The organism is Parasegetibacter sp. NRK P23 (assembly GCF_023721715.1).
GTDB lineage: Bacteria > Bacteroidota > Bacteroidia > Chitinophagales > Chitinophagaceae > Parasegetibacter.
Genome location: NZ_JAMDLG010000001.1, coordinates 2,644,296 through 2,669,141 on the forward strand (window position 1 = coordinate 2,644,296; position 24,846 = coordinate 2,669,141).

24 protein-coding genes are annotated in these 24,846 nt (G+C 44.8%); 17 read left to right on the plus strand and 7 right to left on the minus strand.

Going from position 1 to position 24,846, the window contains the following annotated elements; all coding sequences use genetic code 11:
• Window positions 1-2 precede the first annotated feature (2 nt).
• The 5 genes from M4J38_RS10780 to M4J38_RS10800 form a co-directional block, all read right to left on the minus strand.
• The gene (locus M4J38_RS10780; RefSeq protein WP_251759572.1) at window positions 3-3,509 is read right to left on the minus strand and encodes a SusC/RagA family TonB-linked outer membrane protein; all 3,507 of its coding nucleotides are present in this window, start codon (window positions 3,507-3,509) and stop codon (window positions 3-5) included.
• 236 nt (window positions 3,510-3,745) lie between these two features.
• Window positions 3,746-4,921: a FecR family protein gene (locus M4J38_RS10785; protein ID WP_251759574.1), complete on the minus strand. Its 1,176-nt coding sequence runs from the start codon at window positions 4,919-4,921 to the stop codon at window positions 3,746-3,748.
• A 27-nt stretch (window positions 4,922-4,948) separates the two neighbouring features.
• On the minus strand, window positions 4,949-6,199 hold the full coding sequence (locus M4J38_RS10790) for a YeiH family protein (RefSeq protein ID WP_251759575.1): 1,251 nt from the start codon (window positions 6,197-6,199) through the stop codon (window positions 4,949-4,951).
• 215 nt (window positions 6,200-6,414) lie between these two features.
• Window positions 6,415-7,305, minus strand: a complete 891-nt coding sequence (locus M4J38_RS10795) for an aldo/keto reductase family oxidoreductase (RefSeq protein WP_251759576.1) — start codon at window positions 7,303-7,305, stop codon at window positions 6,415-6,417.
• 153 nt (window positions 7,306-7,458) lie between these two features.
• Complete coding sequence (locus M4J38_RS10800; RefSeq protein ID WP_251759577.1) at window positions 7,459-8,223, minus strand: DUF5995 family protein; 765 nt, start codon at window positions 8,221-8,223, stop codon at window positions 7,459-7,461.
• A gap of 178 nt (window positions 8,224-8,401) precedes the next feature.
• Here M4J38_RS10800 and nagA point away from each other — a divergent pair, with 178 nt between their 5' ends.
• Window positions 8,402-9,496, plus strand: coding sequence for an N-acetylglucosamine-6-phosphate deacetylase (nagA, locus tag M4J38_RS10805; protein WP_251759578.1), 1,095 nt, complete (start codon window positions 8,402-8,404; stop codon window positions 9,494-9,496).
• A 34-nt stretch (window positions 9,497-9,530) separates the two neighbouring features.
• Window positions 9,531-9,782, plus strand: coding sequence for a hypothetical protein (locus M4J38_RS10810; RefSeq protein ID WP_251759579.1), 252 nt, complete (start codon window positions 9,531-9,533; stop codon window positions 9,780-9,782).
• A 418-nt stretch (window positions 9,783-10,200) separates the two neighbouring features.
• Here the strand turns inward: M4J38_RS10810 and M4J38_RS10815 are convergent, their stop codons facing one another.
• On the minus strand, window positions 10,201-10,596 hold the full coding sequence (locus M4J38_RS10815) for a hypothetical protein (protein ID WP_251759580.1): 396 nt from the start codon (window positions 10,594-10,596) through the stop codon (window positions 10,201-10,203).
• 330 nt (window positions 10,597-10,926) lie between these two features.
• Complete coding sequence (locus tag M4J38_RS10820) at window positions 10,927-12,051, minus strand: S24 family peptidase (RefSeq protein WP_251759581.1); 1,125 nt, start codon at window positions 12,049-12,051, stop codon at window positions 10,927-10,929.
• Window positions 12,052-12,209: 158 nt separating this feature from the next.
• On the opposite strand from M4J38_RS10820, the gene M4J38_RS10825 reads away from it, so the two are divergent.
• The 15 genes from M4J38_RS10825 to M4J38_RS10895 all read left to right on the plus strand — a co-directional run bounded on the left by M4J38_RS10825 (window position 12,210) and on the right by M4J38_RS10895 (window position 24,775).
• Complete coding sequence (locus M4J38_RS10825; protein WP_251759582.1) at window positions 12,210-12,449, plus strand: hypothetical protein; 240 nt, start codon at window positions 12,210-12,212, stop codon at window positions 12,447-12,449.
• A 333-nt stretch (window positions 12,450-12,782) separates the two neighbouring features.
• The gene (locus M4J38_RS10830) at window positions 12,783-13,103 is read left to right on the plus strand and encodes a hypothetical protein (protein WP_251759583.1); all 321 of its coding nucleotides are present in this window, start codon (window positions 12,783-12,785) and stop codon (window positions 13,101-13,103) included.
• 512 nt (window positions 13,104-13,615) lie between these two features.
• The gene (locus tag M4J38_RS10835; protein WP_251759584.1) at window positions 13,616-13,852 is read left to right on the plus strand and encodes a hypothetical protein; all 237 of its coding nucleotides are present in this window, start codon (window positions 13,616-13,618) and stop codon (window positions 13,850-13,852) included.
• A gap of 72 nt (window positions 13,853-13,924) precedes the next feature.
• Window positions 13,925-14,812 carry a DUF4373 domain-containing protein gene (locus M4J38_RS10840; protein WP_251759585.1) on the plus strand — a complete coding sequence of 296 codons (888 nt, stop codon included), beginning with the start codon at window positions 13,925-13,927 and terminating at the stop codon, window positions 14,810-14,812.
• Window positions 14,805-16,523 carry a toprim domain-containing protein gene (locus M4J38_RS10845; RefSeq protein WP_251759586.1) on the plus strand — a complete coding sequence of 573 codons (1,719 nt, stop codon included), beginning with the start codon at window positions 14,805-14,807 and terminating at the stop codon, window positions 16,521-16,523. Before M4J38_RS10840 ends, M4J38_RS10845 begins: the two co-directional genes overlap by 8 nt.
• Before the next feature lie 14 nt (window positions 16,524-16,537).
• A complete protein-coding gene (locus M4J38_RS10850; RefSeq protein ID WP_251759587.1) occupies window positions 16,538-17,254 on the plus strand; it encodes a ParB N-terminal domain-containing protein in 717 nt (238 codons plus the stop codon).
• A 1-nt stretch (window position 17,255) separates the two neighbouring features.
• Window positions 17,256-17,648, plus strand: a complete 393-nt coding sequence (locus tag M4J38_RS10855) for a hypothetical protein (protein ID WP_251759589.1) — start codon at window positions 17,256-17,258, stop codon at window positions 17,646-17,648.
• A 251-nt stretch (window positions 17,649-17,899) separates the two neighbouring features.
• Window positions 17,900-18,346 carry a hypothetical protein gene (locus M4J38_RS10860; RefSeq protein WP_251759590.1) on the plus strand — a complete coding sequence of 149 codons (447 nt, stop codon included), beginning with the start codon at window positions 17,900-17,902 and terminating at the stop codon, window positions 18,344-18,346.
• Window positions 18,343-18,576: a helix-turn-helix domain-containing protein gene (locus M4J38_RS10865; protein ID WP_251759591.1), complete on the plus strand. Its 234-nt coding sequence runs from the start codon at window positions 18,343-18,345 to the stop codon at window positions 18,574-18,576. The genes M4J38_RS10860 and M4J38_RS10865 overlap by 4 nt, the downstream gene beginning before the upstream one ends.
• Window positions 18,573-18,950, plus strand: a complete 378-nt coding sequence (locus tag M4J38_RS10870) for a hypothetical protein (RefSeq protein WP_251759592.1) — start codon at window positions 18,573-18,575, stop codon at window positions 18,948-18,950. The genes M4J38_RS10865 and M4J38_RS10870 overlap by 4 nt, the downstream gene beginning before the upstream one ends.
• A gap of 96 nt (window positions 18,951-19,046) precedes the next feature.
• Complete coding sequence (locus M4J38_RS10875; RefSeq protein WP_251759593.1) at window positions 19,047-19,721, plus strand: hypothetical protein; 675 nt, start codon at window positions 19,047-19,049, stop codon at window positions 19,719-19,721.
• A 356-nt stretch (window positions 19,722-20,077) separates the two neighbouring features.
• On the plus strand, window positions 20,078-20,764 hold the full coding sequence (locus M4J38_RS10880; RefSeq protein WP_251759594.1) for a hypothetical protein: 687 nt from the start codon (window positions 20,078-20,080) through the stop codon (window positions 20,762-20,764).
• Entirely contained in the window at window positions 20,764-22,692 is a 1,929-nt protein-coding gene (locus M4J38_RS10885; protein ID WP_251759595.1) for a phage terminase large subunit family protein, read from the plus strand. The genes M4J38_RS10880 and M4J38_RS10885 overlap by 1 nt, the downstream gene beginning before the upstream one ends.
• A gap of 350 nt (window positions 22,693-23,042) precedes the next feature.
• Window positions 23,043-23,264 carry a phage head-tail joining protein gene (locus tag M4J38_RS10890; RefSeq protein WP_251759596.1) on the plus strand — a complete coding sequence of 74 codons (222 nt, stop codon included), beginning with the start codon at window positions 23,043-23,045 and terminating at the stop codon, window positions 23,262-23,264.
• The gene (locus tag M4J38_RS10895) at window positions 23,261-24,775 is read left to right on the plus strand and encodes a phage portal protein (protein ID WP_251759597.1); all 1,515 of its coding nucleotides are present in this window, start codon (window positions 23,261-23,263) and stop codon (window positions 24,773-24,775) included. Before M4J38_RS10890 ends, M4J38_RS10895 begins: the two co-directional genes overlap by 4 nt.
• Window positions 24,776-24,846 lie beyond the last annotated feature (71 nt).

Consider the following 24,846-nt stretch of genomic DNA (forward strand, 5'->3'; position numbering starts at 1 on the left):
GGTTAGAAAGTGGTTTGGAACTGCAGCGTAAAGTTTCTGCTGAAAGGATAATCGAGCCCGCGCTCCCGGCGGATACTTGATTTCCAGAACAACTCGTTGCTGAACAGGGTTACCCTGGTATTTTCCAGCCTGAAGCGTTTATTGAACGCGTCTGAAAAACGATAGTACAACGAAGCACTTTCGCAACTGAGGAAGTTGTCGTCCTGTACAAAACGTGATGTGGCGTATGTTCTTTCATTTATGGCATACCCACCCTGGTCCAACAGTCCTTTAAAGAACGCCAGGTCTCCGGGTTGTTTCCATCTTTCCTCCGCCACGCGCCTGTCTACATTATATATCCCCACATTTACGTTCTCGACCCTATCAATCAGGGTTTGGTTATAAGCCTGACCGCCCAGTCTGAACCGGAAGTACAGGTTCATTCCTATTCCTTTCTTTTCAAAATTGGTTCCGAATGTGCCTTCAATATCCGCTCTTGTATCGCCAACGATCACCTGGTTCAGCGGAGAATAAACGGAAGTGATCTTTCCGTCACGGGTAAGAAACAGTTCATCTCCTGTAGACGGGTCTATTCCAAGTGATTTTACCGCCCAGATGGCTGTAGTGCTTTGCCCTTCAGCATAGCGGACGATGGGTGTGGTAGATCTTGTAGTATCCGCGCGTTTGTTCATAGCCTGGATGGTATTGGAAACACGTTCAATGGTATTGGTAACACGGAACAGGTTCGCGAATACCGACCAGTTGTCGCGGCCACGATTGCTTCTGAAGATATTGTACCTGAAATTTGCTTCAAACCCTTTACTCAACACGTCTCCCATATTGTCATTGTAAAAATCGAAGCCTGAAGAAGGCGCGGTGGAAACGCGGGCCACGCTCCCTTTAGTTTTTTCGATGAAATAATTCGCGGTGATATCCAGCTTATCAAACAGCGTGATGTCTGCCCCGAAGTTGCTCTTCTGTGTGCGCTGCCAAACGAGAGCGCTGTTTCCGAAACCGAGGAGATAAGTTCCAATTATACCCCGGTAGTCGCGGTCCGTATAATACTGTCCCGTAGTAATGCCCAGGTAACTGGCAAAATTCTGGGAACCGGTGTAACCAAAGGAGTACCGCAATTTTAAGCGGTTGATATAATTCAGCCCGGACAATAATTTTTCATTGTGCAGGTTCCAGCCTATGCCCGAAGACCAAAACGGTGCGAAGCGTTTATCTGAACCAAATTGGGAAGAACCATCGAGCCTGTAAGAAAGGTCCAGCAGGTAACGGTTATCATAAGCGTAACTGAAATTGGACAGCAGGCCGCCCAGGCGGGAAAGACTTTCCGTTCCAACAGGCTTGGAACCGTCCGGGAACCTGTTGCCCAGCGTAAGCTGGTCCAGTCTGGCGTTAGGAAACCCCTCCACAGTAAACGACTCCGTGTTCGACTTTACCTCCTGCACGTTTAAACCGAGGGTCGCGAAGATCATGTGGTCATCGAATCGCTTGTTGATATCACCGGTGAGCATACCTTCAAGACTTGTTCTCTTACCATAGGTTTTTGAATACGAACCTTTTTTGAACGTTGAAACGGACACGAAGGAGGTGTGCTGCGCCGGAAGGAATTTATCGTATTCATCATATTGCTCCTGGTACGACAATCGACCCGTAACACGCAACCACTGCAACGCCTGCCATTGGGTAAAGAAATTATTGGTCATATTCCTGTAAGTGGTGCGGTCCACGATATTAAGCGAAGCATTGTACATGGGATTTACGGCCCTTCCAACCCCCTGATTGTCGAGGTTATCATACAAATCGAAGTTCGTGAGCCGAAGTCCCGTGCGCGGATCAACAATTGTTTCCAGGTATACTTTCTGTGTACCATCTTCATTTACCGGAGACCAGTAAGGATTGAGCCGGGTGTATTGGCGGAAACTTCCATAAGGGGAGTTGTTCGCCTGGTTGTAACTTAAAGTGAGATCGTTGCGGAACTGGAAGTTCTTGATGCGGTAAGAAAGAAATGAACTCCCCATAATGTTTCTCCGGTCGGAACCTTTCATAACCCCGTTCTTTTGATCATAGGTAATGTTTACGCCATACAACATGGAATTGGAGCCGCCTTCCAGGTAAATATTATGTTTGGTACCCACACCGGAGCGCAGTGGTTTGGCGATCCAGTCGGTGTTCACGCCTTTGTTGATCTCCGCAAGCCTGTACGCGTAAATGATATCCACTTCTTCCTGGCGGAAGTTGAAAACGTTCCTGTAAAAGCCCGCCTGTTTTTCAATGTCCAGTTTCTCTCTCGCGTCCAGCAGGTTGTATCCTGTAAGGTCGGGTGCTTCCACCACAAGACTGGCATTGTAGGTAAAGCGGAGTTCACCTTCTTTGGGCCGGATGGTTTCAATTACGATTACCCCGTTGGCCGCGCGCGAACCATAGATGGAAGTAGCGGCGGCATCTTTAAGGATATCCACCCTGGCGATGCGGTTCATATCGAGATCATTGATCCGTTGAAGCGGCACCTCAAACCCGTCCAGGATAAACAATGGGGTATTTGCACTATTGGTATAATTGAATGGGTTCTCCTGCCCCTGACGGCCGATATCATTCAGGCTGTTGCCTCCGCGAAGCGTTACTTCGGGCAGGGCGTTCGGGTTGGAGCCCAGGTTAATATTCTGGGGTATCTGGAAAGATGGATCCAGCGATTTTAAAGCGGTGAGCACATTGCTGTTCGTTACTTTACCCAGGTCCTCGGAAGTAAAAGAACTTGCCGCCCCCGTGTAGTTCTGTTTGTTGCGGGAGAACACACCAGTGATCACCAGTTCTTTCATGGAAGCAGGACTCGCTTCCAGGCGCACGGTTACCACATCACCATCTTTCACTTCAATTTCTTTGGGCAGGTAACTCACAAAAGAAACAACAAGTACTGATCCTTTATCGGCAGTAATGGAGAAACGACCTGCAGCGTCAGTAGAAACGCCTTTCTTCATGCCTTTGATCACCACACTGGCGCCGATAACGGGTTCCCCGGTTTTATCGTCCAGCACCCTTCCTTCCACGGTAATCTGTGGTGTATTGATGGTGGCATGAAATTCTTTCGAGGCGATTTCCGCTTCTTTGATCACAATCACTTTTCCGACGATCCTGTAAGACAATCCGGTTCCATCAAGACTTTCCTGGATGGCCGCTCTGAAATTCACGTCAGAGAGGTTAAGGTCTTTCTTCGGAGCATTCTTCAAGAGTTTACTATCGGCCCAGAAATCGTAGCCGGTCTGCCGTTTAATTTCCCGGAAAACATTTTCGAGCGACATGCCTTTTTGTTTGATGGACACGTTCTGCGAAAAGGTTTTGGCGGAAACCTGCATGCATACTGCGAATAAAAAAATTGCTGTAAACTTCATCGCCAGCACAATTTTGGTAGCTGTTTGTGTGCGGAGCCATTTTCCTGGTTGAATGGAGAAGGTCCTTTTACATAACAGTGTTTTGGTTAATAGCCCCCCGGGTCGCTTTGTGGGGGAAGCGTTTAAATTCATAACTTCGTTGAGTTTGGGTTGAATAATACCAAGCCGCAATAGCGGAATACAAGCTTTGTCCGATAATCCGGATTCTGTTCCGGGATCGGCGGGCCGCCTGAACTTTACGCCGCTCCGGTTGCCCCCGGGGCGGTTTCTTTTTCAGAACGCCATGGAAAAATTTTAGAAGGTTAAGGCTTTGCTTTAAGGTTTGGCAGTTAACTTATATTATCCTGCAAGCAACGATCAGATCAGGTTTATTGGTTCTTGACCGTTAGAAGGTGTCCATTGAAATCTGCCTGAATACCGTTCACTTTCAGTATTTCAAGCAGGTCGGAAAGTTTTGTACTCCTCGACAGGTCCACCGTATATTTTTTATCGCTGATGTTCCCTTCATACGCCACATCCACATTGTACCAGCGGGCGAGTTCGCGCATGATGGATTTGAAATCCGTATCATTAAAAAAGAAGCGTCCGTTTTTCCAGGCCATTACTTCCTCCGTGTTCACATTGGAAACAACGGTTACGAATTTTTGATCCCAGGTGCGGGTTTGCTGGCCCGGCTTCATGAGGAAAGTACCTTTTTTGAAATTTACTTTTACGGAACCTTCAAGCAATGTGGTGGCATTTACGGGTTCATCTTCATACATATCGATATTGAAATGTGTACCCAACACTTCTATTTCATAATCTTTCGTCTGCACTTTAAAAGGGGTGCCGGCTTTGGCCACTTCAAAATAAGCTTCTCCTTCTATGGCCACTTTTCTATCCTTATTATCGGCGAAGAAAACCGGGAAACGTATGCTGGAAGATGCGTTCAGCCAAACATTGGTGCCGTCGGGCAGGAGCAACCGGTATTTTCCACCGCGTGGTGTGGTAATGGTATTCTCCGGAATATCTTTAACAGGTGCGGCCGGTAAGAGCGCGGCATCGTACTGGTAAGAAAGCACCCCGTTGTTATTGGTGATGCGTACGTTGCCCATGGTGGCCACGCCGCTTGACAACGCCGAATCAAGGGATACAATGGAGCCGTCCGCAAGTGTAAGTGTTGCGATGTCTCCGGCCGGGTTTGCATCGTGCACCGCCGGAACTTCCGCCACCAGCGCAGCTCGTTCAGTAACATCTTTACGTGAAAAGCCATACCATGTGCCTGCTACTACGGCCAGCACCACAGCGGCCGCGGCCCAGCGCATCCAGTTCAACTTCAGCGTGCGTACAGGATTAATGTGCCCGCGAAGTTCCCGCGACAGCCTTTCTCCTGCCCGCTCCTCGCCCGGCGCTGCCGCTTCCGAAGCATAAAAGCCTGCGCATACCTGGTTGTAGCGCGCTAACTCCTCATCGGTAGCCGTGCCATCCGTAACTTTCGCCGCCAACTGACTGATTTCGTCCCTGTTCATATCCTTTATGGCACCCCAACGCTTTCCATCCCCCAAACCGGTTGTTATTTTTTTACTATTTTTTTAACTGAACAACAACCAGGCAAGCACAAGGGTAACCAGAATATTGAACAACTGCGCGCCGAGAAAGGCGAGCATAGGTTTCCGGTTACCTTCAGTAAACAAGTCGCGGAACCTTGTTTCCAGTCCTATGCCGGTAAATGCCAACGCGAACCACCAGCCCTGTAATTGTTTCACCGGTTCTTTTACCGCTGACACCACAGTGGGCGACAACAGGAAAGAAAAGAGCAATGAGGCGCCCACAAAGCCGATCACGAATTTCGGGAACCGCTCCCAGATCACTTTCAACGTGGGCTTACCTTCGTCCAACTTGTCGGCCCTGCCTTTATAACTCCAGTACACGGATATCGCGAAAGCCGCCAGCCCAAGGAGTACATTCTGCGAAAACTTCACGATGGTACTGATCTTCAGCGCATCCTCCCCTACCAATGTTCCAGACGCCACTACCGCGCCGGTGGTATCAATGCTTCCACCGAGCCAGGCACCCGTCACTTCCTGTGAAAGTCCCATCCAATGGGCCAGGTAGGGCATGCCGATCATCATCGGGATCGCGGTGATCAGCACCAGTGATATCACATAAGAAAGCTTTTTGTGGTCACCCCTGATGGCACCCGCAGTGGCTATCGCAGCTGAAACACCGCAAATAGATACGGCACTGGAGATCATGATGCCCATCTCCTCATCAATCTTTAGTTTGCGGCAAAGCCAGAATGCGAAGTACCATACCGATACCACAACTGCCAGCGCCTGCAAGAGACCCAGTCCGCCTGCTTTCAGCACATCCGAAAAAATGATGGAAGTGCCCAGCATCACCACGCCGGTTTTCACCCAAAGCTCCGTAAACAGGCCGTTTTTCAACCAGGCAGGCACTTTGAAGCAATTACCGATAGCCAGACCAATCAACAAACTGAATATCACCGCTTCCAGGTTAAAAGATTTCATGGTTTTGTTCCCCGCGAGCAAAAGCGCCACCACGGTAAGTCCAAACACAATAATGATGGACCTCACCGCTCCAACAACCGGCTTTCCAAGCAGTACCGCGAAAAGAATGGCCATCGCCACAAAGACCACCAGAAAAACGCCCAGTTGCATCCATAGAACAGGATCGGTGAGTAATCCTGATAAACCGGTTGCATCTTTCCAGCCGAATGCCGGCGAAGCCGGCCTGAAGCCAATCAATACCGCCGCAATGAGCGCGAGTCCTCCCACCACGGCCACCCAGTCTTCAGCTAATGTCTTCTTAACAGTATCCATACTTATCCGTTTGAACAGCTAATGTACTTAAATCGCCAGCTTTGCACCCACTGTGTACACCAACCACTTTGAATGCGATAAAACCAACACTAAATAGTCCACAAAAATAGTAGACAAATTTAGGAAAGAAAAGACCAACCTTTAAAATTAATTTCCGATTGGTCCTTTCTTCACCAGAAGTTCACCAGAAGACATATCCGGCCTTTACCTTATGGTCAGATGCCTTTCGAGGCATTGTAAAGCATATACCAATCCTGGATGTCCAGTTGCACGCTAAACGCGTTCGCTATGTTCCTGATCCTGTCTTCATCGGAAGTACCAATCAACGGAAGTGCGCCGAGCTTCACCAACCAGGCCACTGCTATGGATTCGATGTTGGCGTTATACTTCTCTCCCAGTTCGGCCAATACTTTCCTTACCCTTACCGCCTGTTCATCCGTTCCATCCTGGATCCAACCATCCGCGAGCGGCGATGTGGCCATAGGCCGCATATAGCGTTGTTTGATATAATCCACCTGGCCGTTATCAAGGGCATTGGTATGCAGCAGGTTCAGTTCGATGTGGTTGGTAACGATGGGAATCCGGGAATAAGCGGCCAGCAACTGGTGCTGGAACACCGAGAAGTTTGACACACCGATATTCTTGACTTTCCCGGATGTTTTCAAGCGTTCCAGCGCAAGTGCGGTCTCTTCCAGGTTGGAAAGCTGGTCCAACTGGTCGAGCAGAAAAATATCGAGGTACTCCGTATTCAATTTTCGAAGGGAAGCTTCCACGCTTTCATTGATCCGAGACGCCGAAGTATTCACATGCGCCACTTTTATTTCGGGCCGTGAGGCATGGGGAAGCAGTGTGCCGCATTTGGAGAACAGTACCACATCCTCTCTTTTGAACGACTTCCGTTTCATCACTTCACCGAACATTTCCTCGCAACGGTAATCACCATATACTTCCGCATGGTCGAATGTGTTGATGCCCAGTTCGAGGCACAGGCCCACTACTCTTTCCATTTCAGTGATACCATTGCCTGAAAGATTGCTCCATCTCCAGAAGCTGTAGATCGCCGGCGACACTTTCGGCCCTGAGTCGCTTACATATACTTTCTCCATATTCATCTGTTTTTTAACGCTTTACAATTATCGTTCATTTCAGACGAAATTGCAAGAATTAAATCGTGCGCACCCTTCACTTTTAAATGCGCGCCCGATTCTTTGCCCCACCCACTTACCATACTACTTCATTCATCCCATCAACCACCGTTGTCAGGTTCCGATCCTTACCGTATCAATCAGCCGGATCGTACGGCCAATGTTTTCGTATTCCGTTAGCCGGACAGCCCGCAGCATCATGGCGGATAATGTACCCGGTTGAATAATCTTTTTCCCCACACCCAACACCATACTGTCCATGGTCTGAATATGTTTCACCTGCATTTCATTGTTCAGTTGCGCCAGCAACACTGCGTTGGCCCAGGCGGTTTTTCTTGCCACGCCGATGCTGAAATTCAAAACGTCCTGTTGCTGCCTGTTGCTGATGCGTTTGATCCAACGCATGGGGAACCACACCTGTTCCAGGCAGTACTGCACATCATCTACCAGTGAGGCGATCATATCGTTGATGCGGTTGAAGTCTTTTTCCAGCGCATGTATCTTTTCTCCCGGCGCCACAATGGCCGCAGCCACCGCAAGGTCGAGGTTAATGTGCGTATTGATGCCCAACAGCAGGTGCTGAATCACTGTTAGGTTCTTATCCGCACACCCATCCAAGGCCAGCTTCCAGGATATGGAGCAGGGCATTTTCGCGCCATACTGCCTCCAGGCATCCAGGTAGCGCTGCGCGAACACCACATCCAGTTGCTCCATGCGTGGCCCATCTTCAAACGCGCCCTTCGCGATTCCTTCTCCCACGGCCATGGTCATCCGCTTGTACAATGCCGCGAAATACCCGGCTCTGTTACCGGCTCCGGCACATTGCTGCATGATGGTGTGAAGGTAGTTCACTACTTCGGCGATGGTGGTTGGCTGCATCAGGAAGGCTTTGCACAATATTAGGCGAATTTCAGGGAAGAAATCATGGCTCCGTTGTTTTACCGGAACGGGAACCGTGTTTTAACATGCGCCGCATCCGTTAAAAACTTGTCTCTATCTGTTGCCATTTTCCAAAGGATTCCAAAAAGGATACATTTGCGGATACTTAAATAGCAAGATGCAGCAGGATTACCTTTTAAAAGCGCCCCGTATTTTCACCGGTGAAAGCTGGCTGGAACACCATGCCATTGAAATAAAAAACAACATTATTCAGGATATCATTCCTTTTGATCCTTCCGAAACCGATTCCAGGTACAACGATTGTTTTATAGCACCCGCGTTCATTGACGCGCAGCTTTACGGCGCTAAAGGCAGGCTTTTTTCAGCCTACCCTTCAACGGACGCTTTGGAAAAACTCAGCGCCTCCAACCTGGAGGGCGGAACGGCCTGGTGCCTGCCTACCGTAGCCACAAACAGCCCGGAAGCAGTGTACGCCTGTATTGATGCCGTTCGCGACTACTGCACCCATGGCGGACGCGGCATTCTTGGCATTCACCTGGAAGGCCCATGGCTGAACCCAATAAAACGAGGCGCGCACATTGAAGCGTTCATTCATCCGCCATCAGTAACCGAAGTGGCCGGTTTACTGGAATATGGGAAAGATGTGATCAGGATGGTAACGCTGGCACCAGAAGTATGTTCCGATGAGGTGATCCATCAGTTGTTGGCGGCGAACATCGTGGTATCTGCCGGGCATAGCAACGCGACTTACAACGAAGCGATAAAAGGTTTTGAAAACGGCATCACTGCCGTGACGCATCTTTTTAACGCCATGAGTCCGTTGCAGCACCGTGAGCCTGGTCTGGCGGGTGCAACCATGGATCATCATTCAGTTATGGCCAGTATTATCCCTGATGGGGAGCATGTTTTTTACCCGGCGCTCCGCATCGCGAAAAAAGCGATGGGCGAAAGACTGTTCGTGATTACGGATGCCGTAACCGATACTGATTCCGGCCCCTATCAACATTATTTTGCCGGCAACAAATATGAAGCGGATGGCATTCTGAGTGGCTCAAGCCTGACGATGGCAGGGGCAGTCGCCAACCTGGTTACCCACGCATCTATTGAGTTAGACGAAGCTTTGCGCATGTGCAGTCTTTATCCGGCGCGGGCGCTCCGGCTGGAAGAACGGTTCGGTAGAATCGCACCTGGATTCGAAGCCGCACTGGTGGTCCTGAACAGCGCATTGGAAGTGGTGGAGGTACTGCGATAAATTTCTTAATTTCAATCAAAAAAAGAGAAACCGGATGCCTAAGCTAGTGATCTCCTTTGAATGGAAAGGGAAAAATGAAACCGCCGATGTACTGAGCAATACCAACGGACCACTGAATATATTTCATGTGTATTTCACCAACCCGTTGCTTACGGAAAAGTACGGCAACCTGGTGGTGGAAAAGAACAATGATTATTATACGGACATAACGGATAAGGAGCATGTCGTGCCCGTGGAGTTGATTGACTTAGTGTGTTTGGCCTTGCGTGACGCGGTGGAGGAGTGAATACGAAACAAAAAAGCCGGAATTTTCGTTACCGGCTTTCTAAAGCTTGTGGAGAATAGCGGGGTCGAACCGCCATCAATCAAATTTATGATTAATATTAAAAATCAATATTTTACGAATAGTCTTTTCTTAATTTAGAACTTGAATAATCAGAATTTGTTCCCGGTTTTGTTCCGGCTTTAAATTTCGTTTAGAATCCTCTCCATATCCTTATTGCTAAGCTTCAATGTTCTCATTATTTGCTTAACAATAAACTCTGGTACTGGAGATACATGGTTTTGTAATGTAATTGGACGTAAAAGATCACTTCTACACCATTTGTCGTGACCGCTTTGATTCCGAATCATTTTGCATCCTTGATTCTCAAGGATTTTATTCATCGTTTTTAAGTCTACGTTTCTTGAACTGAATGCCATTGCTAAGCGAAGTCAGGTATTTCAACATCCATTCTTTTAACACTGTAATTTTTAGTATTTACAATATCATGCAGGTATTCATTTTTTTTGATTAACTCAGTTAACTCAGGTGCAATATATGGCTTGGTTTTCTTCTTTATTTTCCAACCATGAGCGATCAAATCTTTATGTAAAGTATTTTTATTAAGACCGTATTCGATATAATTTTGAAGGCTGACAGCAAGAGAATTGTGAGCTTCTTGCTCAGATTTACCATATCCCGACAAATCAAGCACGGGAATATATGCAATATGGTAATCGTCCTCAATAAAAGCCATTACAGGTAGGTTTACAGTAACGGTAGTATTTTTAGACTTCATACTACCTTGAAGATTACCTTGCTTGATAGATTGTTTCATTTTGTTGGGCATAACTGAAAAATTGATTCTCAGTTTTGGTTGGGGGGCTTTGAATACTATAACACAAGAATAGTAAATCTGTTCTGAATACTGTACAAAGAAATGATAATTTTAATAACAAAAAATTAAATAATACATAATATATTTAAAATCAAATTTATATATATATCATTAGCTGATTGCTTAAACATTCAAGCTTGATTCATGGAAAATTGCCACAAAACTTTATTTTCATTGATCTGAAAAAATTTCCATGATTTTGGAGGTGCAGGTAATAATACGCCCATATTGTTATGCCCCCATGTTTAATCCTTTATATACTGACCCAAACTACATAGAAAATCGCTTGATCGTACCCTTCACAGTAGCGACAGTAAAATTATTTTCGTTAATTAATATTTCGAACGAGTCATAGTTGGAATTAAAAAATTCAATTTTAATAAACCCTTCATCCTCACGCGCAGATTTTCTCACGATACCGATTATCGCTTCTTTATTAATGCTAAGCAGATAAACCTGCCCATACTTTATCTGCTTTTCCTTAGGATTTTCAAAAAGTTTGCAGATAAGTATGTCGCCACTTTCAAACCTGGGAAACATTGAATCTCCCCAAGCTGTCACAGCAAAGTCTCCTTTCATTCCGGGAGCCGAAATCATCATAAAATCATAAAAATTTCGATCAATAATAAAATCTAACACTTCCTTTCCAGCACCCAATTCAGAAATTAAGTAATGGTCAGAAACTGTGAAAAAAGGAATGACGTAATCAGGGGTCTGTATTGTGGAGTTGAGAAGCGAAGAAAGCGATGAGTTTTCCAAGACATAAAAATGCTTGCACATATTGTAGAGAGTGATATCCTCTATTTGAAATTGGTGATCGATCTTAAAGAAATTCTGAATATCATAAAGCCCCTGTTCAATAAATGATTTGAGAAGATCAATTTCCGTTCTATTGTTAAAAAGAAAAACAGAAAGCTTTTCGCTACTTTCCCATTCCTGAAAGATGTCGACTGCTAACTTTCTTTCACGTAAACGAATGACGTTTGCAACCAACTCAACAGCCAAATTAAGCACCTCAAGAAATGCCTCTCTTAGTCGTATTATTTCCCTATTTCCAGCATTGACAGTATCCTTAAAGCTGAGGATTTCAGACGTTCCGCTAAGCAAACCATAGTTATTTTCCCTATACTCGAAAAGTATTTGAGACACTTCTATGGCTTTACCTTGAGAATAAAGCCTTGATACAATTTTAAGAAGAGTAATATAATTTTCATCAACATCGAATTTCTCAGGCAATAGCCCCCCTACAACTTCCTTTTTTTCAAAAAGTTTATGAGCTTGTCTATTATCAAGATAATTATAAAGTGTCTTCCGACTGACTCCAAGCAAAGTAGCCATGCTTTCCATAGTATAGCCAAGTGATGATATTTTTTCTTGGAAAGAACTGCGATCCATATAGATTTTATTTTATAATAAAAAATAAAAATACTAACACTATGTTTATAACTTTAATTTATATTTCGTGACCTTACACGTAAAAATTGTGAATCTTTAAAGTATCTTCGATTTATTAAACAAACTGGTTACATTTTTAGTCTTTGAATTATCAAAAGATGGACAAAATTACACAAAATGAACTGCTCAAACGGGAAATTTTAAAAATCAGGACGGATGTGACCTCTAATGACAAAAAGGCCGCATGTAAGGAACTTGGCTTTTCAAAAGCTACGGTTTCATTATATCTAGGCAGAGCGAAAGGTACGCCCGATGTTCGTGATAATGATACAGCTGCCTCCTTAATTGTATTCTTCAAAAAGTGTATCCAAAGGCGTAATCAGGTTATAAATAAGTGACCTCACAAATTCACGATATAAAATCTTTTAGACAATTGCGCAAACAATTGCAGCCGATCTTAAAGGAAGATGCAAATCTTCTTTTGGAAAGGATTGAGGAAGCTATCGGGGCCAGTCCTCTACTGGCCCCTCAACTTCCGAAAAAAAGAAAACCTACTCATAAAGAGCGGGTATTAAAATACTTGATACCGAAATAAATAATTACATATAAGCTCACGGTATCGTGGGAATTGCTCCGAAGCCCCTATTCATGGGGGCTTCTTAAAATCTTTTGCATAAAAAAGCCCGTGTCGGGGGACACAAGGCAATTATCTAAAGCTTCAAAACAAAGGTATGAAAAAACAATTGGAAACAAAAGAGCGCGAACAACATAAAGCGCTTCTAATCGAAATGTTTGGGCTTGCGGAGGTAGTATTCAACTTAGAGGAAAGCCCTTTCGCAATACAGACCGGCTTACTCCCGGAAATGGTAAGCGTCTTTTTTGCAAGCGACCATTTCGCCAATCTTCCGGATCAAAGGCGGGAAGTTCTTGCTTCGCAGATACCATCCCTATTCGCGCTATTCGATGGCATCGTAAAGGTTGAAAATACAATTGTAGATGATCATCAATTGGCAAAAGCAAGTGAAATAATGCAATCCTTAACCCTTGCCTAACAATCAAACCCAAAACCATGAGAGATCAGAATAATATAAACCCAATCTTGTCGCACTGCTCCAAATGTACTCGAAAATGCCCTTTTACGGCCCTCGCACAGTGGGCGCGAGCAGCCTGCCTATTCCTTCCAGTGAATATCATACACTCGGGGCTAGAAGTGAATTTCAACAAAACACGGAATGAACGAGTTGATCCAGTTTCCGCATTGATTGAAATCCAGGTTGGAACCAATCTACATAACCACCTTAATTAACTCTTATGGGAAGTACGATAAGGACAAAGAAGGAAGGCCTCGATTATCTGATAAGCGCCTTCACCCTGCCAGAAGGAACCAAGATATCAAGCCGGTTTTATAACTGCATTTTCTTAAAAACGCCACCTCATCAAGCTGAAAATGTAGCATCACAGGCTAACGAATTCATAAAAAGGAATCGGCTAAGCATAAGCGCAACGGCGCTAAAATTTGGGACCAGGGACTTTGTGGATATTAAATAACCTACAAAAGAATTCTATGGCACGTCTTCAAAATCTGGAAGCTATCCGCGAACAGGTCCGGCAAACACAGCGGGACCTAACAAAACTCACGTATGCTGATCTGCCGACAATCACAGATAGCGAATTAATGATCCTAGTGGATGCATACAGACTATCAAAGCAAACAGACAGCACCATCGATCAAATTATTGAGAATCTGGAAAAGATAAAATCGTCAAAATTCATTCACGCCTTATCACCAAAGAACCCATGACATTGTACCAGTTGGAGGTCGAACTCCTGAATTACTTTTTCGTACAGCCTATTCATTCAAAAAAGCAGGATAATGGCTAAAGATGCATTTTGGTTCAAGCATGACAGTAACGCCCGTAATGATCAAAAGGTGATGGCCATGCGCTCCGTGTACAAAGCCGAGGGTTACGGGTGGTACTGGATGCTCGTGGAAACCATGCGAGATGCAAACGCATTCCGTTTGCAATGCGATGGTAAATACTGGGCATATACGATTGCTGAAATTTTGGGAACAACGCATGAGATTGCCGCAAAATTTGTGGAGGATTGTATAAAAGAATTTGAGCTTTTTGAATCAGATGGTGCGTTTTTCTGGTCCAACCGACTACATCGCGACATGGAGGAAAAGGAGGCTAAATCATTGAAAGCCAAAGAATCTGCTGATAAAAGATGGAAAGGTGGACAAAGAGACGATACGAACGTAATGCGAACGCATAGCGAAGGCAATGCGATAGCAATGCTAAAAGAAGAGAAAAGAAGAGAAAAGAATACTACCTCCTTACCTCCTTCGGAGGATGATGTGCCTGAAATTTTTGATCAAGGCAAAACCGAAAATAAACTTCAAGGAAAGCCTGATAATGGGTTTGAAACGTTTTGGAAAGCCTACAACAAATCCCAAGCTAAACCAAAAGCCGAAAAGCTTTGGAACAATCTGAGCAAAGCGGACCGCGAAAAAATCATGCAGCATGTCCCGCTGTACGTACAGGCGCAACCCGACAAGCAATTCCGTAAAAATCCAGACACCTACCTGAGAAATCGCTCCTGGGAGGACGAAATCATCCCCAGAATGAACAATCCACCGGAAGGGAAAATGGCGGTGTTTTACGTCCCAGGAATGAATCATACGGGCAAAATACCTGCAAACGAGTGGCCAGAATTTTTCAGAACAAATCCCGCAGTACAATTCAAGGGATATGAGTAGCATCAACTGGGAAAAGCACGGAATTGACATATCCGCGGTGCGCGGCGGAAAGGGCTTTTGCCCAAAGTGTCACACCGAGAGGAAAAATAAGCGGGACCGGTCTCTATCCGTTAACCGGGAAACAGGCCTGTTCAACTGCCACAACTGCGGGCATAAAGGATGCGCAATGGAAAAAGAATTTCAGAAGAAAGAATACACAAAGCCGATACCGCGCCTCCAAAAGGTCTCTGACGCGATGGTTAATTGGTTCGAAACACGGGGAATATCGAACAACACCCTACTACGGGCAAAGGTTACCGAAGCCAAAGAATTCATACCGCAGGTAGGCCAGGAAAGGAATTCCATTTGCTTCAACTACTTCCGCGATGGTGAACTAGTGAACATAAAATTCCGGGACGGACAGAAGAATTTTAAACTTTCGGCTGGCGCGGAATTGATTTTTTACAATGCAGATGCCATTTCAGGAACTGATACAGCTATTATCGTTGAAGGGGAAATAGATTGCCTTACGTTGATCGAGTGCGGGATATATAACGCCGTTTCCGTGCCAAATGGTGCCAGCAAAGGAAGTATGCAGCTCCCCTATCTGGACAATTGCATAGATCTGTTTGAAGGAAAAAAGAAAATTATTGTTTGCACGGACAATGACGAGCCAGGCCTCGCGCTTAGGTCGGAACTATGCCGGAGGTTGGGGCCGGATATCTGTGAGATCATAGTTTATCCTGAAGGCTGCAAGGACATTAACGATGTACTCGTAAAATTCGGGAAGGATGAGGTTTGCAAGGTTATCGCTAACTCGAAGCCTTTGCCGATCGAGGGCATTGTAACCGTTGAAGATGTCCAGGATGAACTATTGAACGTTTATGACCACGGTTACCCCAAGGGCCACAAAATTGGCATCCAACCACTAGACGACCTTATCACCTGGCGTTTCGGTGAGTTCACAATCATTACCGGGACACCGGGCAGCGGAAAATCGACCTGGTTAAACAACGTTCTAATTCGCCTTTCTTCCATACACAATTGGCGGATAGCAATGTTTACCCCTGAGAAAAACCCTGTCCAACTCCTAATCGCTGAATTGTGCGAAATAAAAACCGGAAAGAAATTTTATAGTTACTCTCCAGATGGGAAAATGTCCCTTGGTGAGATGTTGGAGGCCGCCGAATTCGTAAATGAACATTTCAGGTTTATGAAAATCGATGCAATGGACGTAACTCTTTCCGGCATACTGGAGAAAGCAGCACAATTAGTTCGCCGCGATGGAATAAACGCGCTTGTTATCGATCCGTGGAACTACGTGGAGCATAAAGTTCCGCCGGGAAAGACGGAAACTCAATACATAAGCGAGGCTTTGACTGAAATATACCGATTCAAAGATAAATACAACATTCACATCTTCCTGATTGCACACCCAACGAAGATCAAGAAGCAATCGAATGGATTGTATGAGGTACCCTCCCTATATGATATCGCCGGCAGCGCCCACTTTTTCAACAAGGCAGACAACGGCGTTGTTGTTTACCGAAACTTTCAAACCGGGCTAACAGACATCCACATCCAAAAAATTCGATTCTTCTTTACCGGCAAACTTGGAGTGTGTTCCCTATCCTACACGATATCTAACAAAAGGTTTGACCACGAACAACCTAAGCCTTACCAACCCTTCCGCAGCCCGCTACCCGAGGAAAAAGAAGACTTATTTCAATAATTCAATAAAATCAGATGGAAATTCAATCAACAACGAACTACGAAAAATTTAAAATCGTAAAAAGCAATAGAGAGGTTAGTGACTCCCATGTAAAAAAAATTACAGAATCCATCCGCGAGCGCGACCTCCTTATGGCTAACCCAATTATTGTTAACGAGAAAATGGAGGTTATAGACGGGCAGCACAGGTTGGCTGCAGCCAAAGCACTAAAGCGGAAAATTTACTACATGGTAGTTGAGGGATTAACAGACAACGACATATCCAGACTGAACGCGAACAAATCAAACTGGGCCCTTCTTGACTATCTAAACTACTATTGCATCAAGGGTGAGCCGGAATACAAAAAATTAAGAAACTTCATTGTTAAGCATCCAAAATTTTCAATTACGGCGGCAGTACATATTTTATGTGAATACAGCCGGGGAATAACCCTTGATTTCAAAGAAGGGAAATTTGTAGTGGATGACGAGCAAAAGTCCAACGAAATTGTTGCACAGATTGAAGAACTTGGTCAATTTGGCAAGCATGTTTATGGCAACAACTTTCTAAGGGCATTCACGCAAATTTCAAGGGACCCGAAATATGACCACAAAAAGATGATCCACCAAATAAGCAAAAGTCCAAGGGAATTTGTACCCTGTGGGAAGCTATCGCAGTACTTTGATGTATTCAATGAAATCTTTAACAGAGATATTAGGCAGAACAACCGGGTTACTTTTAATTTGAAATAACATGGTAGAAAAACAACAGGCAGAGTTGGAAATCCAAAAGCTCAAAGAAGAACTCGAAACCCACAAATCGAGAATACGCGAAATCATATCCGCAATCGTTGAAATCAAGGCTTCAATTATTAAGAAAAATAGAGGGCGACAAATCATTCCCATAAAAACACGAGTGGGAATTTTCGAAATGATCCAAAATGGAAGAGATGGCAAATTATTGTCCCTTCGCGACATAGCTAAGCACTTCAACATTAGCCAATCCGCGATCTACAGATTAAGGCAGGTCGAAAAGCACCCATTAATGGTAGAATGGGTGGAAGCCGGAGGAGATGAATTTGATAAAGTAGGCTTTTCAAAATGGGTGGAAACCTGGAAACTGAAAACAGGGATTCATGAAGGGTAAAATAAACACATATAGGTGTGCTCATGGACATCTTACAGTAACAATTGACAGGCAAGAGCAAAAAACACCAACGGAGATTACCTGCACTCATCTTATGCAGAATCAGTTTCACCAGTGTAACGAAAGAGCGTTTTCATCAAACTACCGATGCGATCAAAATCTAAAACCGCAATTCGAATGGGTGAAATCTGCCGTCTTAGATACCCCGCTCCTATTGAAAATAAATTCACCAACCAGAAAAGTTGTAAAGAATGATGGATAATACACCAGAGAATTTCATACGCCGGAGGTCTGAGCTATTGGCGCAATTGAGCAATCTTGACCAAAGGCGCAACGCTGTACTCTCGGAACTCAAGATCATCCATGAGCATTTGAAGAAATACACCAAGGACAATACAGTCCGCTCGGGAGGGCCGGGGAGGCCAACGGTGGACCTTAAAACGAAGTACCTGGTCCAGCAGATGGCGAAACTAAGATCGCTTCATAACCCTGAAAAATTCGAATTAACAGTACACGAAATTGTGCAACGGTTTGGCGTAAGCGTGACATTTATTTATATACTCAGAAAGTCCAACGTAAACGTTTTGAAGAAAGAATGGGAAAGCATTGGATCCGCAGAATCTTTCCCAGAATGGAAGGCGCAATGGCTTCTCAACAACAATATCCCTGCTAAAATCACAAAAGACTACTTCCGATGAAAAAACACTATGCTGAACAGCATCTATCCAAAAGGCTTAAAGAATTACGGCACTCGGCCGGACTGACGCAATTGCAGGTTGCTGAGAAGTTGGGAATCGGGGTAAAGAGATATGCGGCCTGGGAAGAGGGACGGGCCGAGCCACCTATTGGGTATTTGGTGGAAATTTCAACTTTTTACAAAGTTTCTTTAGATTGTATTTTAATTTCCAAACAAACTATTACAATATGAAAAAAATAAGCGAATTGGTTTACGAATGGAAAAAAATCAGCTACATGGATGACATTTTAGCTGCTAAAAGAAAATCTAAGGCTCAAAAAATTGAGGAATTAAAATTGGCTGCGAAAAATGTCAAAAACATAAAGCATAGTGATGCAGACAAGTACATGGAGGCCGTATTGGATTTACAGAAAATGGAGGAGGAAAGCGAAAACAATTCAAAGAAGCAAGCAGAGATTGGTGAAAAGATAAAATTATTCTTTCCGGATCGATCGGTTAAAATATCCGGCATGGTTGACAATCCGGACAATTCAGAGTTTGCCATAACCCCAATAACATACGATGTTTTAATGGATGAAAACGGAGATTTGCATTTTGTTTTCTAAGCCTAAAATTTTTAGCTTCATAATCAATCCGTACCCCCTTACCTTTACTTCCGCAATTCCCACATTACCGTGAGCTGTTCATAAAACAGCATCACGATGATTTCAATTTCCACAAAAGACGCAGTTAAAAAACTCGGTTCGATCCGTAGCCGGCTAACGGAACGCCAGTTCAATACGGCAGTATCCAGGGCAATCAACGAATCCATTCTTCAAGGCCGTACAGAGGCCCGTAATTCAGTCAAATCACTGTACAACATACCTCAACGCTACATTGGCGGGATCAACGTTTTTAAAGCCAATTCTTTCAGTTTAATAGGGAAGATATACGCGAGTTCAAAGCCCATCCCAATGGATGCGTTCTCCCCTAAATTTGAAACAGGCACGAGGACACTTTCCATATCCAAGAGAGGGGAACAAAGGGAGCGAACGCGAAAGCGGGCGAAGAATAATCCCGGTAAGGGGGTATCTGTGGCTGTCCTTAAAGGTAAACGGGAGGTAGTACCATATGCCTTCCTCATCCCAGGAGCGAAACCCAGGGTATTTGCAAGGGGTGAATACCGTACAGGCAGTGCCTACGGTTTCGTTACTCGTAACAAGCGGGTCAAGAAGTCAGGAAGTGACACACCCATAAAGCCCCTCATCTCGGTAACAGTGCATGCGGCTGTGATCAACAGACAATCCATTCAAAGAATAGCAAGAAGGGTTAACAATGTGTTCCCGGCAAGCGTGGAGCGCAACGTTCGCGTACTCCTTAACCGGGTGGGGCCATAGGCATTGACTGCAGGAGGTGGGCGTAATAGGTTCTCCCTCAGCACTTTACAATGCGGTTACGCCGAGCCGCAAAATATCATCACACATAGAAAAAATTCAAGTACGCAAAAAACAGAGTTGGTACGCACTGTACGCAATATTAAACCCATAAAGATGAATCAAGATTTAAGTGCCGTACCAACGGCTGAGTTGGAAAAGGAGTTGGAAAAAAGGGATGACCGGCGGGATCAGCGTTGCCCCACTTGCTCGGGGAGGTGGGGAACGTATAAAGGAATTTCGAAAGGCCTGTTTGGAAATTGCTTTCAGGAGGATCATTGTTTGGGGTGCCGCCAGGCGGTTCAAAACTGCGTCTGTTAATGGGAAAACAAAGCGGAGAAATATCTATCCGGGCATTCGCAACCGAGTTGGGCGTATCAGAAGGTGCAGTGCGGAAGGCGGTTAAAGCTGGGAAGCTGGGAAACGGTGTAAATCCTGCCACTGGAAAAATCATTCCGGAATTGGCGCGAAAAACCACCTGGGCCATTCAACAGGGAGTTGTGAAAGCAAAACCTGGAGTAAGCCGGGTAAAGGTTGCCGAAAAAATTACGAAGGCCGGGAAACGGGGGGGTACGGTTAAGCCGGTAGTTGCAAGGGAGCAGGTAGTTCCAGTTTCCGAAAAATATGAAGAAGAAGAAGAAGCGCAAGCGCTGTTGAATGAACTCGGAAATGAGGAAGGAACTAGCATAAAGGACTTGCTGAATAAAATATCGGTCCGGGCTGATATGGGTATGGAAGCGGCCGTGAAGTATCAGGAGGTGGTGAACCTTGCCAGTAGCAAAATGAAACTTCAACAACAGGCAGGTTTATTAATCTCGAAAGACAAAGCAAACCAGGCGTTTTATGCAGTCGGATCGGAACTGAAAAAAGCAATTATGAATGTACCGCAAAGAGTTGTTAGGAATATTCAACATGCGCCAACTGAGGTAGAGGGTATATCCATTTTAACCGCGGCGCTCAATGAAATTCTCTTGGAGTTCAGTAACCTAAAACAGGAGATTATCTGATGTTCGAAGCTGTTACCGATATTGACCTTTCTTTAATTAGCGGATTTTTGGATGCCATAAGGCCCGATCCATCCATGACGGTATCCGAATGGGCTGACGCAAAAGGCATTTTGCCACAAACCTCCGCCGAAGCAGGTAAATACAAAGTCGAAAGGACCCCATACCTCCGGGAGATAATGGATAAACTTTCCGTTACGGACCCCGCACAACGAATTATTGTAAAAAAAGGATCGCAACTCGGGTTTACTGAAGCCGGTAATAATTGGGTTGGCTATTGTATTGATCTTGCTCCTGCCCCATTCATATTTATCATGCCCACAGATACCATGATGAAAGATACTTCCAAACTCAGAATCGAACCCATGATCAAGGGCATACCAGATTTGAGGGTAAAAGTCTCTGAGAGCAAATCAAAGGATGGTGGAAATACAATATTGAACAAACAATTTGCAGGTGGTTTTCTTAAAATGATCGGGGCAAACTCACCCGTAGGGCTTTCTTCTTATGCCGCGCGAAACATATATGGGGATGAAATCGACCGGTACCCGATCAGCGTGGGTAACGAGGGTTCCGTTGTTGACTTGGCTAAAACGCGGACCGCTACATTCGGAAGCAGGCGTAAAATTTACCTTACCAGTTCTCCAAAATTGAAGGGAACCAGCCAGATCGACAACGAATTTCAGAAAACGGGCCAACGCTATTACAATGTACCCTGCCCATCGTGCGGGTATTTTCAGGTTCTTGAATTTGAACAGTTACGTTATACTCCTGGTAAGTACACAGATGCGAAGTACGAATGTTCGAAATGCAAAACGCTTATTGAGGAATACCACAAAACCGCAATGCTCAGCCGAGGCAAGTGGGTTCCTAAATTTCCAGACAAAGAGGATGGGTTCACCTTTGGATATCACATAAGCGCAATGTATTCACCCTATGGAATGTACTCGTGGAGTGAAATGGCCTTGGATTATGAAGAAAGCAGAAATGATGTACCAAAGCAAATTACGTTTGTCAACACCAAGCTTGGCGAATGTTACGAACCAGAGCATGGAGAAAAAATTGATCATGAAGCTTTGTATGAGCGAGCAGAAGATTATCCGGAAAATAGCCCCTGGGCTTCCGTTGCTTTTATTACGGCGGGAGTGGATGTTCAAAAGGACAGGTTAGAAGGTGAGATTGTCGGATGGATAAAGGGGAAAACCTCCCAAAGCATAGAATATTTTCAGATTATCGGCGACACTTCTCAGGATGAAGTATGGAGAGAGTTATCCCAAATCGTAAATAGAACATGGGTACGCCAAGGAGATAATGTAGTAATGCCATTGCGGTTAATGGCGGTGGATACCGGCTATAATACCCAAAGAGTTTATCAGTTTGTTCAGCAGCATAGCCTTTCAAAAGTGGTTCCAATAAAAGGGGATGAACGATTGAAAATGATGTTCAGCGCCCCCAAAGCGGTTGATGTTTTGAAAGGTGGCCAGGTGGCCGGCAAAGTAAAAGTTTACCGGCTTGGTGTAAGCCTTATAAAGTCTGAAATCTATGGCTTTCTCAAACTCCGGATAAGCAATGATCCCGACAACCCAGAAGGTGGTGTTGTGCCTGAAGGCTATTGCCACTTTCCCAAAAGAGAATACACTTATTTCCGTGGGCTTACGGCCGAAGAGGAACAGGTTGTTGAAAATAACCGTGGATTTTCTCAATACCAATGGGTGAAGAAGTATAAACGAAACGAGCCACTTGATTGCCGGGTATATGCGCGCGGCGCGGCCGCTATTGTTGGCATGGATCGTTGGACACCCGAACGATGGTTAGAGGAAGCCAGCCAGTATGAGCCGGAGAAGGTTCAACCAATACCCCAAAAGCCCGAACCCGAACCACAGGCAGGAGGTTTTTGGGACGATCAAGACGAAAGATTACGAAATTTTTAAACATAGAGTATGCAGACAATGAAAAAGCCAAAAGCGATATTGATAGCTCCCAACAATCGGGAGATAATTCAATGCGTGATGAAATCGGCGTGCCAATATTTTGAACTGGAAGATGAAGCACTGATAAAAAATAAGGCAACCGCTAGAGTACGACACCTTTGCTTTTACATCATACACAAAAATGCCATGGGCGTTTGTGATAAAACTATCGGGTATTTTTTTAAACGTGGGAGAACCGCCGTTCGATATGGTATTGATCTGATGGATTCTCACAAAAATACTTATAGGCAAACTTTAGAAGACCTAAACGGTATAATGTCAATTGCCAATACCTTCGAAAAAAAATACGTATGGCATTTACAGCCGATCAGCTCAGTGCGCTAAATGAAGCCATCTCGCAGGGGGCAATGCGGGTAAAATATGCTGACAAAGAAGTCGAATACCGGACTCTTAATGAAATGTTGCGCCTTCGTGACCTGATGGAGAAAGAACTTGGTACAAAAAAAACCGGGATTCACTTTTCGTTTGCTCAGTTTTCAACCGGATTAAATAATGGCAATTGTGAAAAATGAAAAGAAATTTTGTTGATAAGTTCGTATCATTTGTAAATCCCGCAGCGGGGCTTTCCCGCTTGAAAGCCAGGGCGCAAATGACAGTTGCTGAAAGGCATTTGTCGGAGTTTGAAGAGGCCGAGCGCCGGAGATATGATGCCGCCAGTAAAAGCAGATTAAATAATGAATGGTTTTCTGGTGAAGTCAGCGTGAACACTGAAATTCTTAGCGCCTTGGCTATGCTAAGGAACCGAAGCCGTGATCTCTGCCGTAATAATGGGTATGCGATTCAGGGCGTACGAATGATAAAAAACAACGTTGTTGGTACAGGAATAATCCCCACACCCAGGGCTGAAGGGATTAGCAAGTCCCAGTTGAAAAAGCTGAAAACCGCGTGGGAAGATTGGGCAAGCGTAACGGAATGTGATTTTGACGGCATGAGTACCTTTTACGGAATTCAAAGCCTCGTAATGAAAACGGTTGTTGAAAGTGGCGAGTGCATTATTCGCAGGGTTTACGGTAATAGCAAACAAGAGATTCCGCTTAAACTTCAAATTCTTGAAGGCGATTTTATTGATGGAAGCAAACATGATGGTACGTGGCAAAGCGATGATACCATGCTTTTTTATGGCATCAAAATTCACCGAGACGGAACCAGGTTAGGGTATTGGATTTACAAAAGCCACCCCAACGAATTCGGGTTGGATTCGGAATTTGTTCCAGCAAAAGATATTGTTCACGTTTATGAGGTTGAGCGGCCCGGACAAATACGTGGTGTTCCTTTCAGTTCCTCGGTAATGGGCAAACTGAAGGATCTGGGAGATTTTGAATATGCTGAGCTTGTAAGGATGAAGATTGCGGCATCATTTTCAGTGTTCATTACTGAAGATGCTATCAATGACGGCTCACCGGCTGCCAGCCCGAATAAGGACCGGTTAACCAAGATCCAACCGGGAATGATCGCTCATCTTACCCCTGGCCAGCAAATCCAAACGGCACAGCCTCCTAACGTTGAAGGCGGCGAGGGGTTTGTAAAAAACAACCTTCGTTCAGTTTCCGCTGGTTTTGGCACATCATACGAAGGCCTAACCAACGATTACAGCAATGTAAATTTTAGTAGCGGAAGGATGGGGCGAATGGAGTTTCAGGGACAAGTGGAACACCTTCAGTACAATTTGATGATCCCGCGGTTTTGTAACAAAATCTTTCCCTGGTTTTTGGAAGCGTGCAGACTTAAAGGCATTATTTCCTTTGAGGGGAAAGTTCGTGTTTCCTGGACTGCACCCCGTAAACAAATGATTGATCCTTATAAGGAAATTCAGGCCATAAAAGAAAAACTAAGGGCCGGTTTGGCAAGTTGGACCGATGTTGTAAAAGAGTTTGGTTACGTCCCAGACGAGTTGTTGGAAGAAATAAAAAATGATAAAGAAATGTGGGACAAATTAGGACTTGCACCAACTATTGATCCCAGATTCGATTCAAACAGGCCACTGGAAAAGCCAGATCAGTTAATGGAGGAAGATCAAAAATAATGCAGCCCCGTAAGGGGCTTTTTTGTTTCGTGCCTATAACGTGCCGAAATCTTGCCTACTAATCAATTTCA